Source organism: Nocardioides sp. JCM 18999 (assembly GCF_055391175.1).
Window position 1 is genome coordinate 82,367 of the sequence record NZ_AP043887.1, and the last position, 17,698, is coordinate 100,064.

Below are 17,698 nucleotides of genomic sequence, written 5' to 3' on the forward strand. Positions count from 1 at the left end.
CGCGCTCCATGTCTTCTCTGGTAGAGCGACGTCGCCGCGTCGCTACGACCGTCTCGGCCGTGGTCGTGACGTCGAGTCTCGCGCTGTTCGCCCCCGCTGGAGCCGCGGAGGTCGCGTCGCCGCCCGCCACCTTCGAGGTGGTCGCTCAGGGCCTGATGCTTCCGCGCGACCTGTCGGCGCTGCCCGACGGCGACCTGCTGGTGGCCGACACCATGAACCACGTCGTCAAGCAGATCAGCCCGACCGGCGAGACCACCGTCGTCGCCGGCGGTGGTGAGACCCCACTGGTCGGCGGTGACGATCCCACCACCTCGGTGGACCCCACCGAGGTGAACCTCGGCAACCCCGTCGCAGCGGCCCAGGACGCCGACGGCAACACCTTCATCCTGCTGCACCAGCCGACCGACGAGGCGACGCCGGCGCTGCTCGCCGAGATCAGCGCCGAGACCGGGGACCTCTCGGTCGTCGCCGGAGGTGGCGACGGCGGTGCCGTGAGCTCGACCAGCGCCGTGGCCGCGCTCGGGATCGACCTGGACAACCCTGCCGGGCTGGCCATCGACGACACCGGCCTCTACTTCGTCGAGGTGAACCGCGCCTCCCTCCTCCGGTTCGATGAGGGAGCGATTCAGCTGGTCGAGGCCGACGACCTCGACCTGGAGCTCCCCACCACGTTGGCGGTGGCCGACCACGTGCTCTACGTCTTTGACTATCAGCTCCACCAGGTCATCGCGGTCGAGGGCGGTCAGGCCACGGTGATCGCCGGCGGCGGGGCGACTCCGCTCGTTGGTGGGGACCACCCCAGCACCGGTGTCCCGGCGACCGAGGCCGATCTGGGATTCGTGTCCTCGATCCTGGTCACCGGCGACAGCATCTACCTCGGCACCAGTGCGCTGGTCGTGCGCCTTGAGGACGGCGCCCTGACGGTCGTCGCCGGACTGAACAGCGCCGACGAGGCTGAGGAGTCGGAGTACTCCAGCAACCTGGAGATCGGTGACTCGCGGCCTGCCCTCCGGGTCGTGTTCTACGCGAACGCTCTCGCCGTCAGCGCCGGCGAGCTGTACGTCATCGACTTCAGCGGGCTCAACCGGATCGGGGAGGGCAGCCAGAACCTCGCCGTTCCGACGATCACCGGCACGCCCACGGTCGGTGTCGCGCTGACGGCGTCCACCGGTACCTGGGTGGATCCGACCGGAGCCTTCACCTATCAGTGGCGACGCTCGGACAGCGAGGCGTTCGCTCCCATTCCTGGCGCGACGAGCGCCACGTACACGCCAGGCCCCGATGACGTCGGGCACGCTCTCCAGGTCGCGGTGACGCACTCCGGGGAGACCACGCCCAGCGCTGCGACCGCGAACGTGAAGGTCGGCCAGCTGACCCTCACCGGCGGTGTGACGATCTCCGGCACCGCCCAGGTGGGTGCGACCCTGACCGCCTCCGCGGTGAGCTGGACCCCCGCCGACACCACCACCAGCTACCGCTGGCAGGCCGACCTGGGCGAGGGCTACGTCGGCGTCGGCACCGGGGCGACGTACGTCCCGACCGTGGACGTGCTCGGGAAGCGAGTCCGGGTGCTGGTCGACGGGAGCCGTGCCGGCTACGCGGACCGGGTCGCCGCGGCGACCGTGCAGAGCGCGCCGATCGCCCCGGGCGCGCTGGCTCCGACCAGTGCGCCGACCTTGACCGGGATCCCGGCCGAGGGCAGCACCCTCACCGTGGATCCCGGCACCTGGCCCGAGGGCACCACGACGTCCGTGTCGTGGACGGTGCGTGGTGTCTCCCGGGCGGCCGACGCCGCCTCCGACGGTCGCAGCGTGACCCTCCTCGCGGGTGACGCCGGAGCCTGGGTCACGGCGACGGTCGCTGGCGCCAAGGCCGGATACTCCGGGACGGCCACGGCGACGGCCGGTCCCGTGGGCGTCGCTCCCGGCCTGCTCACCCTCACCGTCACCAAGCCCGACAGCACCCCGCTGGCCGGCGCCGCCGTCTCGGTCTGCTCGGCCGCGGGCTCGTGCCGAGCCGGTGCGAGCACGGTGACCGGAGCCGACGGCACCTACCGCGTCGCGGTCGAACCGGGCGTCGCCTACACCGTCGTGGTCGACGGTGGCTCGGACCATCTGGCGAGCTCCCTGACGTTCACGGGGGCGACGACGGTCACGAAGACCATCACGATGAGCGCCGTCCCGGCCGTCGACAACCGGGTCGGCTCCTCGGGCGGTTCGTTCCAGGGCATGCCGTCGCTCACCATCATGGACTTCGAGGGTGTCACCTTCACTGTGGTCGGGTGCGCGACCGCGGTCGCCCCGACCTGGTCGCTCGGGGGTGCGAGCGGGACGCTCACGTTGAAGCCGAACAGCACCAACGGGTCGGGGATCGGCACGTTCACCACGGCGAAGGTGCACACCTACGACATCCCGAACCACGGCGTCCAGGCGATGACGACCACCGTCCCGACGTCGTGCGCGGCGGGGAGTCCCACGGTCACGAGCTCGCTGTACATCGATCCGGCCGGGGTCGTCCTCGACCAGTACGGATCACCCGTCACCGGTGCGACGGTGACCCTGTCGCGGGCCGACAACCCCGAAGGCCCGTTCATCGACGTCCCCGACGGCTCGGAGATCATGGACGCCGACAACCGGGCCAACCCGATGGTCACCGAGGCCGGCGGAGCGTTCCAGTGGGACGTGATCGCGGGCTGGTACAAGGTCACCGCCACCAAGGACGGGTGCAGCACGGCGGTCACCGAGCCGATGCAGGTCCCCCCGATCCAGGTCGACCTCGCCCTCAAGATCACCTGCGTGGGTGCCGTCCCGCCGACGGCGTCGGTGGAGTTCACCGGGACGCCGGCCGTCGGGGCCACCCTGAGGACCACCACCGGAGCCTGGGGCGTCAGCCGCACGGTCGGTGTCCAGTGGCTGGCCAACGGCACCCCGATCGCCGGGGCGACGTCCGCGACCCTGGTCGTGACGAAGGCCCTGGCCGGCAAGAAGATCGCCGTCCGCCAGACGGCGACCCGACAGACCTGGGTCGACACCTACGGTCGGTTCACCCTGTCCTTCTCGGCGGCGCCGGCGGTCACCTCGGTGGCTCGTGCGGTCGCCGTGCCGGCGAAGGCGTCGTCGACCGTGGCGCTCGCCCGGATCGGCACGGGCAAGGTCACCCGCAAGTCCACGGTGAAGCTGTCCGTCACGGTGCGCGCGAGCAACGGAGCGACCCCCACCGGCACCCTGACGGTGATGGACGGCAAGAAGGTGCTGAGGACCGTCTCGGTGACCGCCGCCGCCAAGGGCCGGGTGACGGTGACCCTGCCCAAGCTCAAGAAGGGCAAGCACGCACTGTCGGTGGCCTTCGCCGGGAACGCGTCCGTCAACCGGAGCACCAGCAAGGTGCTGTCCCTCAAGGTGAAGTGAGCGGGACCGAGGAGCTCCGAGGCTCGCTCGACTCCAGCACGCCGAAGGCGACCAGTCGCTCGTCGGTGTGGAACAGCTCGGCGCAGGTGGTCAGGGTCAGCAGCCGCTGGCCCGGCACCTGCGCCGGCTCGGTCCCGCCCGGCTTCGGGTTCTCCGGTACGTCGTCCAGGACCCAGGTCGCGTCGTTCCTGACCTCGAGGGCGTCGCCGGCGCTCGTGAGCCGGTAGGTGAAGCGCTCGCGCTGGGTCTCGACGATGACCGCGTCGCCGACCCGCAGGTCCGGCATGTCCCGGAGCGGCTGGCCGTGGGTGATCCGGTGCCCGGCGAGCGCGTAGTTGCCGATCTCGCCGGGGTCCGCGGTCCCGCCGAAGTGCCCGAGTCCGGCGGCGAGTGCGCTGTCCGAGGTGCCCGCCAGCACCGGCATCGCATAGTCCTCGCCGAAGCGCGGAATCCGGACGATCGCCTCGACCGTGCCCCAGTCCGTCCTGACCTCGGCGGTGCCGTCCTTCCACCCGTCATGGAGCTGGCCGACCGCCGACTCCTGGCGGTGGTGGGAGATCACCGTGGTGCCGACGTACTGCCAGGCGACCAGGCCGACGACGGCGAGCCCGCTCAGGATCAGTGCGATCCCGAGCGCGAGCAACCACCGCCGCCGGCCGGCCCTGCGCGTCATCCCTTCCGGCGGCGGGAGGCGAGTGCCAGCACGAGGCCTGCCACGATCGCCCCGACCCCGACCCACAGGAACGGCCGCGGGATCGACGAACCGGTCCCGCCGAGGTCGTCGTCGGTGAGCGGGAACAGGTCGCTGCCGTCGTTGTAGATGTTCTTCACCGTGATGTCGAGACTCGCCCGACCAGCGGTGCTCGGGACCACGGCGCCGGACTCGTAGTCACTGTTCGTGATCACGACCTCGCTGGCGCCCATCGGATCGGTCTCCTCGGCCCAGCAGTGGCTGCCCGTCGGCACCAGGGCCGGCTTCCCGTCGGCTCCGGTGATCACCTTGGTCTTGCCGGCCTTGATGGTGATGTCCTGCGCGAGCACGGTCCCGCGCACGGTGGCACCGGTGGCGTCGACGTACTCGAGCTGACAGGTGACGGTGATCGGGAACTTGAAGGTGGTGAGCAGGTCCTCGTCGGCGAACTTGCCGCCGAGCACCTTGGTGATCTCGACCGTCCCGGCGCCGTAGGTGTTGGTGATCGTCGCGACCACGGGCGTCGTCCTGGTGCCGCTGGTGATCACCACGGTGACGGGCGCATTGGTCGCGTCGGCGTCACCGGCGTCGGTCTCCTCCACCAGGCAGGTGGTGCCGACGGTCAGGGGCCCCAGCACGTCGGAGGAGATCGAGGTGTCGCCGGCCTCCGGGGTCAGGGTCACCGACTCGTCCAGCAAGGTCTCGCCCTCGAGGGTGCAGGTCACCTGGAACGTCATCGGTTGGAACGGGGGCAGGGCCGCGCCCGGCCCGGTCAGCAGCTTGGTGATCTGCAGGTAACCGGTGCCGAAGTAGTTGGCCACCCGCACCACGGTCGGTGCGGTGCCGCCGTTCGGGACCGTGACCAGCCCTCCTGCGGGGAGGACGAAGGTCGCCTGGGCCTCGGGCGTGCTGCTGGTCTCGCTGACCCGGCAGCGCGCCCCGCCCGGAAGTCCGTCCCAGGTGGCCGTGCCGGCCCCGGTGATGGTGCGGTCCGCGCCTCCGGGAATCGGCACGACCGGGACCGTCGCCCCGTCGACCACGCGCGTGCAGCTGATCGTCATGACGTAGCTGCCGTTGCTGATCGGCGGTGCATCGGTGCCGGCGCCGAGGAGGAACTTGCGGACCTCGACGGAACCGGTGGTGAACGTGTTCGTGATCGCGACCGTGGTGACGGCCGGGGCGACCCCGACGGTCACCGGGTTCGGTGCGATCGTGGTGCTGTTGGCGCCACCCTGCTGGGGCTCGGTGACGGTGCACTGGGCTCCGGTCGGGAGGTTGTCCACCGTCCAGGTCAGGTTGGCGGGGAGCGGTGCCTGGAACTGGTGGTCGGCCTCGTAGACCACGTCGGGATCGGCGGTCGCCAGGGTGCACCTCATGTGGACCGTGAACGGGTTGAGGCCCCACGGGAGGGCGCCGTCACCGGTGACGTCCTTGGTGACCGTCACGGAGCCGACGGTGAAGGCGTTGGTCACCGCGACCGCCACGGTCGTGGCGTTGCCGATCGTGAACGTGGCCGGGTTGGTCGAGGCGGCTCCGTCGACGGTGATGGTCGGCGTGGCCAGGCCCGGCAGCGTCTCCGTCACGGTGCAGCTCGCTCCGGTCGGGAGGCCCGTGTAGGCCTTCGACTGGCCGTCGGTGAGGGTGAACGACTGGGTGAGGATGGTCGTGCCGAGGTAGGTGCAGGAGGCGGTGAACGTGAACACCTGGTCATAGGCGATCGGGTCGCCGTCCTGGTCCACCGCGCCGCCGTTGGTGACGGTCTTGGTGACCGTGAACCCGCCGGCGGTGTAGGTGTTCGTCGCGGTCACGGCCGTCTGCGCGTCGTCATCGCCCGCGTAGGGGTGATGGACGGTGGCGATCGAGGCGAGGGATCCGTCGGCGGTGGCGTCCTGACCCGGGTCGTAGTCCACCGTGGCTCCGGTCGGCACCGGGTTCTCGGTGAAGGTGCAGGTGGCGAACAGGGGCATGTTGACCGGCTCGGCCGAGGTGTTGACCACCGTCGTGCCCGAGGTGCCGGACACCGTGACGCTCACCGAGGTGACGGGGGCGCCGCTCGCGTCGACGAGAGCGACGGGATCACCGTCGGACAGGCACTCGAGGTCGAAGGCGTAGGTCCCCGGCAGGGTGACCGGCACCGAGAAGGCCGGCGCGCTCACGTCCTTGGTGATGCTCACCGCGCCGAATGCCGTGGCGATGCCCGCCTTGGTCGGCTCGAGGCTCAGCTCGGCGCGCTCGTTCTGGTGAGCGGTCGCGACCACGCGGGACGACCCGGCGAACGAGTTGAAGGCCACCGGCAGCGGGTTGGCGAACCCGGTCGTCTTCGGCACGGCGGTCGCCGTGCGGCTGTCGAAGGTGACCCGCAGCGTCTCTCCGGGCCGGAGGCCCGGGTGGACGGTGGGGTCGGGATCGGTGACCGCACCCCAGTCGATGACGAACTTGATCGACTGGGCGGCCGCGAGGGTCGCGTCCGAGGTGGCGGAGGTATAGGCCGTCCAGCCGAAGGCGCAGGACGGGTCGGGGCTCTCGTTGGCGGTGTGCACGCGCATGGCGTTGTTGTTGCACGAGGTGCTCAGGCGTGCCGTCGAGTAGTAGGCGGTCAGCGTCGCGCCGGGGTAGGTCAGCGTGGCGAGGTTGGAGTCGAAGACGTTGCGCAGCGTCGTGGCGAACTCGGAGCCGCGGGCCGCGGAGGTGATCACACCGGTGTCGCCAGGCTTGGGCAGCGTGTCGACCAGGGCGATCACCTTGGCGTTCGCATTGCCGGTGTTGCGCATCTCCAGCTGCCAGCGCTCGATGCCGCCGGGGCGCGTGACCGGCAGGCACGGGGCCTTGTAGAAGCCACGGATGTCGGCGGCGGCAGCCGTGCAGTTAGCGGCGGTGAAGCCGGCGACCGCCATCACGCCGAGGTCGTCGTCACCGCTGCCCGGGGCGCCGGCGGCGACGCCCTTGACGCTCTTCGCCATCGACAGCGGAGCGGCGGCCAGGGGCGCGACGTCGGTGTCGGCCGAGCACTCCTCGACGTTGTGCGTGGTCGGCTGCGACGCGGTGTCGGAGGTGAAGTCGCAGTTCTCGAAGTCGCGGTCGGAGGTGGTGGTTACCGTGTTGTGGACCACGGCGTCCGGGGACAGGCCGGGGGCGAACTTCAGGGGCGCGTTCACCGTGAGGGTCCAGCCCGGGTAGAAGACGAACCCGGGCGGCATCGTGACGGTGAGCAGCCCGGTGGTCTCGTCCAGGCTGGCGGTGAACGCCGGTGTGGGGTCGGGTGCGGGGTGGTCGGGGTTCGTGCTGGTCAGCGAGAACGTGTAGGCGGTCGGGTCGGGCTCGACCACTGGGACCTCGCCGTCGACCAGGTCGAACTGGTCGGTCACGGTGAAGCCGGTCATCGGCCACTGGCCGTCGTTGGTGAAGGTGAGGACGTAGGGGACCGTGCCGACGGGGTTGTACGTCGGCGGAGTGGTCGGGTTGCCGGGCGACTTGCTCACCGAGATCGCGTTGACCAGGTGCTTCACCAGGGTCGAGGCGGTGTCGCTCTCGTCGTCGGTGAACGTCTGGTCGCCGAACTGGCCGTCGCCATGGGCCTGGACGCTGTTGCTGATCACCCCGGGGGCTGACTCACCCGTGTTGTCGGGCATGCCGGGCTCGTCGGTGGTGACGGGGTTCCCGGTGCTGCGCTGGGTGTCTCGCCGCGTGGTCCGGAGTGCGACGTCGATCGAGGGGTTGAACGGGCGTTCCCACTGCACGGGGGTGTCGGTCGCGTCGAGGGACCGGAACTGGAAGCGGACGCCGACGACGTCGGTGGCGCTGACTCCGCTCGGTAGGGCGAACGTGTTGTTGGAGCCGGGGGTGGCGTCGGTCCAGGCGCCGTCGATCCACGAGCCGCCGACGTTGACGTCCATCCGCACGCTGTTGATCGGGGCGGGGACCGTCAACGATGCGCTCGCGTAGTCCATGACGTTCCAGAACGTCGTCGCGTCATCGGTCAGCGTGAAGAGGGTGGTGCGGGCGTTGCCGTCGGGCTGCCCGTGCAGCGTGGTGGTGTAGTTCGGCGGGTCGACGTCCTCGTACATCTCCGTCGGGTTGATCGTCTTCGACGTCGAGATCGAGTACGACGCGTCGACGATGTTGAAGCCGTCGGTGGCGTTGTCGATCCCGGAGGAGCAGGCGGTGCCCGGGCACGGGATCCGACCGGGGCTGTCCGCCGTGGCCTGGGAGTCGTTCACGATCTGCGTCCCGTTGGTGACCGTGACCGGCCCGCCGCTGCGCTTGGTCTGGCGGAGTCGGAAGACGAGGTCGGCGCTGAGCACGCCACCGGACACGATGACCGGAGCGCCGCTCGCGCTCTCGGCCGTGATCGTCACGCCCGTGACGTCGGCGAGCGCGGAGGGCGCCAGTCCCAGCGCCTGCGTGTACGTGTAGTCCTGCGTCGCGAGGCCGCGGGTCAGGGTCACCGTGAGGTCGTCGGTGGAGAGCCCGACCGGCGGGGTGATGCTGGCGATGCCGACCAGGTCCAGCACGTCGAAGGCCGTGGGGTCGGCCTGGTCGGGGGAGGGGTCGGCGATCGAGAGCGAGGAGACCTTCGCCGCCGAGGCGTTGGCGGCGCTGAGGTCGGCGTCGATCAGCGGGTAGTCGGTGGGGTCGACACTGGAGTCGGGGAGACCCAGCACGTCCTGGTCGAAGGTCTTCGTCGTGTCGACGTCGACCGGCGCGTCGGTGATCGTGATCGTGTCGTCGTCGGTCGCGGTGAAGGTCCCCGACAGTCCGCCGGAGCCGACGGCGTTGACGGTGTTGTCGACCACGCCCGGGGTTCCGGTGTTGTAGGTGTAGGGGTGGAACTCGCCGAGCACGTACTGGCTGGGGTTGCTGCGCAGGGTGTCGCGCAGGGTGAAGTCGAGATCGAGCGGTCGGCCCGCGGCACTGGTGCCGATGCCGGCCCCCGCCGGGTCCTCGGCGAAGGTGATCCGCATCCCGGTGGTGGTCTGCTGCTGCGTCGGATTCAGCACGAGGCCAGGGAAGGTGCCGGTGCACGCCGCTGCGCTCGAGCAGGCCTGGCTGGTCACGTCGGTCCAGGCGCCGCTGAGGTAGAGCTCGACCTTGCTGACCCGGTCGCCGGCGATCTGCGGGTCGGTCGCCGGCGTGATCGGGGCGATCCGGGCGAGGTTGAAGGCGTCGTACACGGACGTCGCGATCCCGGGGTTGCCCGGGCCGAGCTCGGCGGGCGACGCCGGGTCGGTGATCACCATCTGGGCGAAGTTCAGGCCCCCGGTGGTCCAGGTGACGCGGGCGGTGCGGGTGCCGCCGGACAGGGCGGGCACGTCGTTCTGAAGCCAGGTCTTGTCGACCAGGTCCACGCCCGTGCCGTCGTCGACGTGGTTGAGGTCGATGGTGTCGCTGGCGTCGTCGGTGTCACCCTGGTCGATGCTGTCGTTGTGCACCTCGGACTGGTCCGTGTTGGTCAGCGTCGTGTCCACGTTGTCGACGCCCGGCTTGAGCTGGATGTCGAACCGGGGGATCACGTTGAATCCCGGCGGGAGGGTGCTGGGGCAGCCGGCGGCGGTGCTCGGCTCGAAGTCGAACTGGATGCCGCCCATCTGGGACTGGACCGAGGCCGGGATCGCGTAGGTGAAGCCGGAGACGGCCCCCGCGATAGGCCCGGTGAGCAGGGTCCAGGAGTTCGTCGTCGTGGACCAGTAGTTGACCGTCAGCGTGGTGCAGGCGGGGATGTCGGTGCTGGCGATCCGGGTGACGTTGAAGTACTGGGTGAAGAACGCCGTGCCGAGCGGCGGACGCGCCGGGTCGCTGACGATGAGGTGGTCGGATCCGATGGTCGAGTCCGGCGAGTCGGTCACCTTGGACGGCAGCGCGACCTGCGACGTGGCGCCGGGCACGGCGTAGATGCTGTCCGGGGTGATCGTCTTGTCGGTCTCGGTGTGCACCTCGAGCGGGCGGATCTGGAAGGACGCCGAGTCGTTGTCGGTGCCGTCGGCGCCGTCCAAGTTCGTCACCGTGGTGTCGACGTCGTTGGTGGAGCTGAGCGTGACGTCGGTGTCCGTGGTGGCGGTGAACTCGACGGGGATGTCGGCGTAGGAGCCGGCCTGGATGCCGTCGGTGCCGTCCGCAGCCGTGTAGGTGACCGAGAATCCGTCGACGGTGCAGCCCGCCGGCGGGTCGGGCAGGGTGTTCGGGGTGGTCGTCGTCTGGGGCGTGCCCGGGCAGCCCGTGCCCGTGTAGGTGATCGACGCGGACTGGGCGTTGAGCGGCCACGCCACACCGGCACCGAAGCCGTCGAAGACCAGTCCCTGGTCGGTGAAGGAGTCGGAGCCGGCCGACGGCTCGTTGATCGTCAGCTCGTGCACGTTCTGGCTGCCGACGGTGGCCCTGATCCCGGCGGTGACGTCCTGGCCGACTGTCAGGTTCGTGTTGCTGAGGGTCTTCGTGATCGCCACGTCCGGGTCGTTGCGGGAGAGGTTGACACTGGCGTCGTCGCTGTCGGGCGTGGAGATGGCGCCGCCCTTGGCCACCGTGGACTCGGCCGTGTTGGTGACGGCGACGGTGTCGCCGGTCGGGATCGTGTCGACGGAGTCGTTGGTGACCTCGGTGATCCCGACCGTGCCGGACGCGCCGGGCGCATAGGTGCCCTCGTAGGTGACGCGCACGCCCTCGACGTCGGCCGGGTCAGCGGGGGGTGTCGTGGTGTAGCTGCCGCCGACGAGGTACTCCACGGTCGTCGACGTGGTGGTCGGCGGCGCGGGCGTCGTCGTGATCGAGTCGAAGTCCAGGTAGTCCTGGTTGGTGCCGTCGAAGGTGTCCTCGACCACGATCGTGTCGACGGTCTGGTTGGACTCGTTGCTCGGAGTCAGCGTCCAGTTGACGTTCTTGTCGGGGGTCGCCGGGAGCGTGCCCGGAGCGCCGGTCTTGTCGATCCCCGCCACCAGAGTGGTGGGTACCTGGAGATCGACGTCGACCGACGACGTCTGCCGATCGGCGTTGCCGGCGGTCACGGCGGCCGTGTTCCGGATCGAGGTTCCGTCGAAGTCGGCGCTCGCGTCGTCTGGCACCTTCACCTGGACCGTGATGATCATCGATCCGCCGGCCACGATGCCGGGGGTGCCGTTGACGTTCTGGCCGCCGGCGACCGTGAAGCTGTTGTCACCGTCCGGGGTGACGGTCGCCGTGGCGCTCGGCGACATCACGACGGTGATCGGGTTGGTGGCACCCGGATCGAGGATCAGGGGAGCGGGAAGCGTGTCGTCGACGACGGCGTTCGTGCAGCCCGCGGTCCCGGTCGATGAGCAGCCGACCTGGATGAAGTAGGTGAACGTGTCGCCCGGTTCGTACGGCCCCGGGGAGCTCACCGTCTTGGAGATCTGGAGGTCGGCATCAGCAGCGAACGCGGCCGGTAGCCCGTACCCGGTGAAGGCGAGCAGCCCCAGAGCCAGTGCGAGAACCACGCGGAGCAGGCGACCCATGACAACCCCCATCTCGGGCGCGGGCCGCCCGATATTGGCACTCTAGCGATTCAGGGGTGAGCAGTCCCAGGGCCTCGGTCCTGGTCAGACCGCCGCGTGCTCGGTGATCCAGTCGATCGTCGGGCGCAGCGCCCGCCAGTCGGCGCGGACCAGGTCGACGAGCTCGGGGGTGTGGATCACCGGCTCGAATCCGATCATCCGGCCGAGGGTGAGCGACTTGTGCCGGAGCAGCTCGATCCGCGGGTGTTCCTTGTCGTAGCCGCGCGGCGACGTCTTCAGCCGGTCCCCGCCGACCTCGTACCCGGCCTTCGTGGCCTTCGCGAGCAACTTCTCCAGCTCGGGGCCGAACCGGTCGTGGTCGATCGCGGCGCGGAACGCCGCCAGCCGGTCCGGCTCGAACCAGTAGCAGCCGCCGCCGGTCCGGATCCCGCGGGGGGAGAGCTCCAGGTAGAACCCAGTCTGCGCAGCGACAGCGACGAAGACGCCCTGGTGGGTCTTGTACGGCGTCTTGTCCTTGCTGAAGCGGACGTCCTTGTAGGGCCGGAAGATCTTGGCCTTGCCGAACTCGGGCTCCAACGCGGCGGTCAGTGCCTTCATCGGGGCGAGCACCGACTCGGTGTAGATGTGCTTGTGCGCTTCCCAGAACGACTTGGTGTTGTCGATCTCGAGGTCGTCGTAGAAGTCCAGCGCAGCGCTGGGGAAGCCCTCGAACGTCATGCGCTCATCTTGGCACCCGCCGCGATTCACTCACACAGTGTGTGGACGTCGCCGACGGCTTCCTTGAAGGCGTTCGCGTTCGCGTAGGAGAACGGTCCGGTGTCGTCGATGGAGGTCAAGCCGCGGCTGATCGCGGTCGCCGTCCGAGCCACCGCCTCGAACGGCGCGAAGTCGGCGTCGTCGAGGCCCTCGGTGGTGCCGGCTGCCTGAGCACCCTTCCTGACCTCGGCCAGCGCGAGCGTGATGGGTTCGGGTTCGTAGGAGCCGCCGCCGTCCTGGGTGAACTTCGAGGCGAGCGACTGCAACGACTCCGCGAGCTCCTGGTCGCCAGCGCCACCACCGACCAGGTAGGAGCGGCACGCCTCCGTCCGGGCGTCGGTGTCGGTTCCGCAGCCGGTGAGGGCGATGGCAGCCGTCGCGGCGACAGCAACGAGACCGACGGTGCGGGAGAGGTTCATGCGGCGGAGGTTAGCGGCCGGCAGCCTGGAGCCGCAGGCCTTCGAGAAGAAGGTCGAGTCCGGCGCGGAACTGGTCGTTGTCGTCGTGGTGGGCGAACTCGTCCACGATCACGTGCAGGAACGGGTACGTCACCGGGTCGAGCTGGCGCCACTGGTCGGCCCACGCCTCGATGTAGGCGTCCCGGCTGACCTCGCCCTCCAGCACCTCCCGCGGCGGCTCCTGGCCGAGGTCGGCCGCGATCCCGAGGACGTAGCCCGTCACGGCCGAGACGGCGTGGAAGCTCTGTCGGGTGGTGAGCCCGAGGCGCAGCACCTGTTGGCCGATCCGGTCGTAGAGCCGCAGTCCGTTGGGCTGCACCCCGGTGTCGCGCATGAAGTACGCGCCGAGCCACGGCCGGGCCGCGATCGCGTCGAAGAAGGTGAGTGCGATCGATCGGATGTCGTCGATCGGGTCCTCGGCCCCGGTGAACGACTCGGTCGCGACGATCACGTCGGCGAGCACGTGGTCGCTGGCGCGGTCGAGGAGCTCGTCCTTGTTGGCGACGTACCAGTAGATGCTCGCCACGCCGCCGCCGAGCCGTGCGGCGAGTGCGCGGAAGGTGAGCGCCGGTTCGCCCGCCTCGTCGAGGAGGGCGACCGCCTCGGTCAGCACCGCCTCCATCGAGTGCGAGGCCCGCTGTCTCTCGCCTGCTCGTCGCCCTGCCATGGCCCCATCCCACCACAAGTTGGCGAATTATCGAACATCGTTCTATGCTGATGGAACAACGTTCGATAACCGAACAACGTCCCATTCTTTGGAGGTGCACGATGAGTTCAACCACGACTCAGACCGCCACTCCGACCCGCACCTACACCTCGCTGCGGGCGGCGTGGATCCCCTTGTTCGCCCTCTGTCTCGCCTTCTTCGTCGAGATGGTCGACAACACCCTGCTCTCGATCGCGCTGCCGACCATCGGTCGCGACCTCGGCTCCGGCATCACCGGACTGCAGTGGGTCACCGGCGCCTACTCGCTCACCTTCGGCGGTCTGCTGCTGACCGCCGGGTCGATCGCCGACCGGTTCGGTCGCCGCCGCGTGCTCCAGGTCGGACTGGCGGCCTTCGGCATCGTCAGCCTCGGCGTCCTCCTCGTCAGCACCCCCGGTGAGCTGATCGGGCTGCGTGCCCTGCTCGGCATCGCTGCCGCGATGATGGCCCCGATCACCAACTCGCTGGTCTTCCGCCTCTTCGACGAGGAGGCCCTCAGGATGCGGGCGATGACGCTGATGATCATCGTCGGCATGAGCGGCTTCATCCTCGGGCCGCTGCTCGGCGGCACGGCGCTGGCGCACGTCGGCTGGGAGTGGCTGCTCCTCGTCAACGCGCCGATCGCGCTGATCGCCTGGCTCGGTGTCCGGCTCGGCGTTCCGGCCGACCGGCCCGAGGACCTCACCCGCGGTCGCCTCGACGTGCCCGGTGCCCTGCTCAGCCTGGCCGGCATCGGCCTGGCCTGCTACACCCTCACCAGCGGCGTCGAGCACGGCTGGTTCTCCGCTGCCACCCTCGCCGCCGGCCTCGGCGCGGTGCTCGCGGTGGCCGCATTCATCGGGCACGAGCGCCGGACCGCCTCGCCGATGCTCGACCTCGCGATCTTCAGCAACGCCACCGTCCGGGGTGCCGCGATCGCCCAGGTCGGCACCGCGATCGCGATGGCCGGCGTCATGTTCGCGCTGATCCTGCACTTCCAGTTCGCCTACGGCTGGAGCCCGGTGCGGGCCGGACTGGCGAACCTGCCGCTGATCGTCACCATGATCCTCGCCACGCCGCTGTGCGAGGGCCTGGTCCGCCGCTTCGGCCACCGGGTCGCGTGCCTGATCGGCGCCCTCCTGCTGGCCGGTTCCCTCGGCGGTCTCGCCTGGGGCGTCGAGCACGGCTACCTGGTGATCGCCCTCTTCATGGTCACCTTCACCATCGGGCTGCGGACCGTGATGACGATCTGTGCCGTCGCCCTGATCGGCGCGATGCCCGAGAACCGGACCTCGCTCGCTGCGGCCCTCAACGACACCGCCCAGGAGGTCGGCACCAGCGTCGGGACCGCGATCGTCGGCACGATGATCGCCGTGCTGGTCACCGCAGTCCTCCCGGACGGCGCCTGGACCGGTGACCTGGTCGGGTCGTTCTTCCACGGCGAGCGCGTCACCTTCGCGATCCTCGCCGCCGTGGTCGGCCTGGTCGCCGGCTGGGGTGCTCTCACCCTGACCGACTCGCGCGCGACCGACGAGCACTGACCCTCAGGAACGACCCCCGAGGTTGTAGCCGATCGCGGTGGCACCGGATTTTCCAGCGACGGGGGAGTAGGTGAGGGTCGTGTACTTCTGGTGCTGTGCCTTCCCGATCGTCGCGGCCGACCAGACCAGGCCGGTAGACGCGCAGACCGGATCACCGGTGTTGCACACGTTGGTCACGTAGAGGCCGGACGGCCACGACGCCCGCTTGCCCCACATGCCGGCCTTGGTGCCGTTCCTGGAGACCGAGCCGGACAGCGAGTGGTTGAACATCGGGTCGCCGATGAGGCCGATCCCGGCCACCCGCTTCCGCTGTGTCGTGCTCAGTCCGACCGCGACGTCGCCGACGATGTGGGCGCCCTGGGAGTACCCGATCAGGAACAGCCGGGTGGACTTGCAGCTGTTCAGGTACGTCGTGATCGCACTCTTCAACGCGGCACGGCCGCTGGACATGGAGGCGAGGTAGTTGAAGTTCGCGGGATAGCTGATGCCCTGGGAGTGGACCCTCGAGCTGCCCTTGCGTGCCGTGATCGCGTTGATCGTGGTGGGGAGGCGGGTTCCGAGGGTCCCCGTCTCCGCGGTGCCGCGGACAGCGAGCACGGTGTAGGCCTTGCAGGTCGCTGCCTGCGCGGCGGGTGCCGGCGTGAGGACGGCGAGCGACGAGCCGATCGCGACGGTGGCGCCGACGGTGGCGATGGTCCGGCGTAGCGAGGACGTGAGGTACATGGAGGTTCCTTGTCTGTGGGCGACCCAGCGAGAGCCACGGTTTCCGATGGGTCACAGCCTTCAGGGCACGGTCCAGGTCCGGATACCCCCAGAACCGGGGTGTCGGTTCGGTGATCAGTCCCGTTCGAGGATGTCGCCGGGTGCGATCCCGGCGGCACGCTCGAGATCGCCCGGGCTCGCGTCCTGGAGATACCCGCGCAGCTTGGTGCAGGCCGCGCGATAGTGGTCGCGCGCCGTGTCCTCGGTGATGAACAGGGCAGCTGCGATCGCGCTCCACGACCTCCCCCGAGCTCGACCCGAGATGACATCGCGTTGGCGGGCGCTCAGTTCCAGGCCGGCGCGTCGATCGAGCAGCTCGGTCAGTCCGACCAAGGACTGGGTGATCACCACCTGTCCGCGCGCGACGTCCTGGACGGCGGCGACGGTGGCCTCCGGTGAGTCCGATTTGTGCACCACCCCGCTCGCCCCGGCGCGGAGGCACAGTGCCATCACCAGAGCGCGGCGCTCGTCGGTGTAGAGGCAGACCCGAGCGCCGAGGCCGGTCAGGGCGTGAATGGCCGTGCGACCTTGCTTGGTCCCGCTCTCCACCCCCTGAGGTCCACGCAGGAGAAGGTCCAGCATCACCACGTCGCAGTCGACCGGGCTCTCCTCGAAGGACTCCACGTCGGGGAAGGTCGCGACCACGTCGAGCGCAGGGTGGACCGTTGCGAAGCCGCCTCGGATCACGGTGCTGTCGTCGATGACCACCACCCGCGGGCGAGGGCTCGTCATCGCGGTACCTCCTGGGCGATCGGACCGGTCAGGGTGACTGACGTTCCGTGTCCGGGTGCGGAGGTGACGTCGGCGTGCGCGCCGCAGTCGGCCAGTGCTTGGTGCACCTGGCTGGCCAACCCGAACCCGAGCCGCTGGGTGCTCTGGTCGAAGCCGACACCGTCGTCAGAGATCACCACCTCCCACTCGCTGCCGATGGCATCGGCGTGGACCACGACCTGGGTGGCGTGGGCGTGGATCCGGGTGTTGTGCAGGACGGTCGCCACCGCTCCGCGCGCCGCCTGCCAGACCATCTCGCTCATCGGCGCCTCGGCGCCGAGGTCGGTGGCCAGCTCGAGCGGCAGGTCGTCGAAGCCCTGCAACGCATCGGCGAGCATCGAGCCGACGGTGAGCGCGGCGAGACCGGAGGGAGGCGACGACGCAGGGTCGAGGTAGTTGCGCAGTCGCACCGCTTCGCGTTCGGCCTGCAGGCGCAGGCCGGGCAGGACCGTTGCCGGGGTGCCGTCGTCGGAGAGCATCCGCAGGATGCTGGTGGCGTCGTGCACGGTGCGCTGGTAGCGGTGCAGCTCGAGCTCCCGGGTTGCCCTGACCGCCTCCTCGCGAGAGAGGTCGGCAGCGGTGGCCAGCGCGCGCAGGTAGTGCGCGAAGACGGCCACCACGACGGCGTACCCGGGGATGGTCAGGCAGTCGACCAGGCTGGTGCGCCATTGCTCGGGAGCCGCCAGGAGGCTGAAGAGTGCGGTCCACACGGTCAGAGTGATCGCATACAGAACGGCGGTCGGCAAGCGCAGCCAGGTCGCCGCGACGACGGCGGCGTTGATCGCGTAGGCGAGTGCCCAGGACTCCCAGGTGCCGACGAATCGATCCTGTGGCACGAGCGCGAACAGGATCGGCACCGAGACGAATCCCGCCACCATGTCGGGGATCTGCCAGCGTCCGTGACGGACGTCGCCGGTCCGGACGCACTGGGTGATCAGCGCGAGCGAGATCAGGAGCACCACCGTGGTGAGCGCGGCGTACGCCATCGGGCGCGGCGTCGCATCCAGGGCTCCGACGGCTCCGATGATGAGCTGGAGGAGGAAGACCGACCTGAGCGCCGCGGCGACGAGGGCGGCACCACGTTCCGCATCGGCGAGGGAGCTCCCCCGCTTGGCGGCTGTGTCGCTTCCCAGCAGTGGCACGTCCCAGTCCTCACAGATCCGA

The 17,698-nt window shown here is 69.9% G+C and carries 10 protein-coding genes; 2 read left to right on the forward strand and 8 right to left on the reverse strand.

The window, feature by feature from the left end:
• Positions 1-8 precede the first annotated feature (8 nt).
• A complete protein-coding gene (locus ACZ5J1_RS00400) occupies positions 9-3,407 on the forward strand; it encodes an Ig-like domain repeat protein (protein WP_464561541.1) in 3,399 nt (1,132 codons plus the stop codon).
• Here ACZ5J1_RS00400 and ACZ5J1_RS00405 read toward each other — a convergent pair.
• The 5 genes from ACZ5J1_RS00405 to ACZ5J1_RS00425 form a co-directional block, all read right to left on the reverse strand.
• Positions 3,394-4,080, reverse strand: a complete 687-nt coding sequence (locus ACZ5J1_RS00405) for a class E sortase (protein ID WP_464561543.1) — start codon at positions 4,078-4,080, stop codon at positions 3,394-3,396. The two genes, ACZ5J1_RS00400 and ACZ5J1_RS00405, sit on opposite strands and share 14 nt — an antisense overlap.
• Positions 4,077-11,543 (reverse strand): DUF5979 domain-containing protein, encoded by a 7,467-nt coding sequence (locus tag ACZ5J1_RS00410; protein WP_464564832.1) that lies wholly within the window; start codon positions 11,541-11,543, stop codon positions 4,077-4,079. The genes ACZ5J1_RS00405 and ACZ5J1_RS00410 overlap by 4 nt, the downstream gene beginning before the upstream one ends.
• A 102-nt stretch (positions 11,544-11,645) precedes the next feature.
• Complete coding sequence (locus ACZ5J1_RS00415) at positions 11,646-12,278, reverse strand: DUF2461 domain-containing protein (protein WP_464561545.1); 633 nt, start codon at positions 12,276-12,278, stop codon at positions 11,646-11,648.
• A gap of 26 nt (positions 12,279-12,304) precedes the next feature.
• On the reverse strand, positions 12,305-12,736 hold the full coding sequence (locus tag ACZ5J1_RS00420; protein ID WP_464561547.1) for a hypothetical protein: 432 nt from the start codon (positions 12,734-12,736) through the stop codon (positions 12,305-12,307).
• A 10-nt stretch (positions 12,737-12,746) separates the two neighbouring features.
• Positions 12,747-13,442: a TetR/AcrR family transcriptional regulator gene (locus tag ACZ5J1_RS00425; protein WP_464561549.1), complete on the reverse strand. Its 696-nt coding sequence runs from the start codon at positions 13,440-13,442 to the stop codon at positions 12,747-12,749.
• A gap of 101 nt (positions 13,443-13,543) precedes the next feature.
• Between ACZ5J1_RS00425 and ACZ5J1_RS00430 the strand changes: the two genes are divergently transcribed.
• Positions 13,544-15,001, forward strand: coding sequence for an MFS transporter (locus tag ACZ5J1_RS00430; RefSeq protein ID WP_464561551.1), 1,458 nt, complete (start codon positions 13,544-13,546; stop codon positions 14,999-15,001).
• Between the two features lie 3 nt (positions 15,002-15,004).
• On the opposite strand, the gene ACZ5J1_RS00435 is transcribed toward ACZ5J1_RS00430, so the two are convergent.
• The 3 genes from ACZ5J1_RS00435 to ACZ5J1_RS00445 all read right to left on the reverse strand — a co-directional run bounded on the left by ACZ5J1_RS00435 (position 15,005) and on the right by ACZ5J1_RS00445 (position 17,676).
• Entirely contained in the window at positions 15,005-15,724 is a 720-nt protein-coding gene (locus ACZ5J1_RS00435) for a cutinase family protein (RefSeq protein WP_464561553.1), read from the reverse strand.
• 114 nt (positions 15,725-15,838) lie between these two features.
• Positions 15,839-16,495 (reverse strand): transcriptional regulator, encoded by a 657-nt coding sequence (locus tag ACZ5J1_RS00440; protein WP_464561555.1) that lies wholly within the window; start codon positions 16,493-16,495, stop codon positions 15,839-15,841.
• On the reverse strand, positions 16,492-17,676 hold the full coding sequence (locus ACZ5J1_RS00445; protein WP_464561557.1) for a sensor histidine kinase: 1,185 nt from the start codon (positions 17,674-17,676) through the stop codon (positions 16,492-16,494). The genes ACZ5J1_RS00440 and ACZ5J1_RS00445 overlap by 4 nt, the downstream gene beginning before the upstream one ends.
• Between the last annotated feature and the right edge of the window lie 22 nt (positions 17,677-17,698).

What these genes read in the sequence shown, in the direction of transcription:
- ACZ5J1_RS00400 (WP_464561541.1), top strand. Translation starts at nt 9, where the DNA reads ATGTCTTCTCTGGTAGAGCGACGTCGCCGCGTCGCTACGACCGTCTCG.
- ACZ5J1_RS00405 (WP_464561543.1), bottom strand. Translation starts at nt 4,080, where the DNA reads ATGACGCGCAGGGCCGGCCGGCGGCGGTGGTTGCTCGCGCTCGGGATC.
- ACZ5J1_RS00415 (WP_464561545.1), bottom strand. Translation starts at nt 12,278, where the DNA reads ATGACGTTCGAGGGCTTCCCCAGCGCTGCGCTGGACTTCTACGACGAC.
- ACZ5J1_RS00420 (WP_464561547.1), bottom strand. Translation starts at nt 12,736, where the DNA reads ATGAACCTCTCCCGCACCGTCGGTCTCGTTGCTGTCGCCGCGACGGCT.
- ACZ5J1_RS00425 (WP_464561549.1), bottom strand. Translation starts at nt 13,442, where the DNA reads ATGGCAGGGCGACGAGCAGGCGAGAGACAGCGGGCCTCGCACTCGATG.
- ACZ5J1_RS00430 (WP_464561551.1), top strand. Translation starts at nt 13,544, where the DNA reads ATGAGTTCAACCACGACTCAGACCGCCACTCCGACCCGCACCTACACC.
- ACZ5J1_RS00435 (WP_464561553.1), bottom strand. Translation starts at nt 15,724, where the DNA reads ATGTACCTCACGTCCTCGCTACGCCGGACCATCGCCACCGTCGGCGCC.
- ACZ5J1_RS00440 (WP_464561555.1), bottom strand. Translation starts at nt 16,495, where the DNA reads ATGACGAGCCCTCGCCCGCGGGTGGTGGTCATCGACGACAGCACCGTG.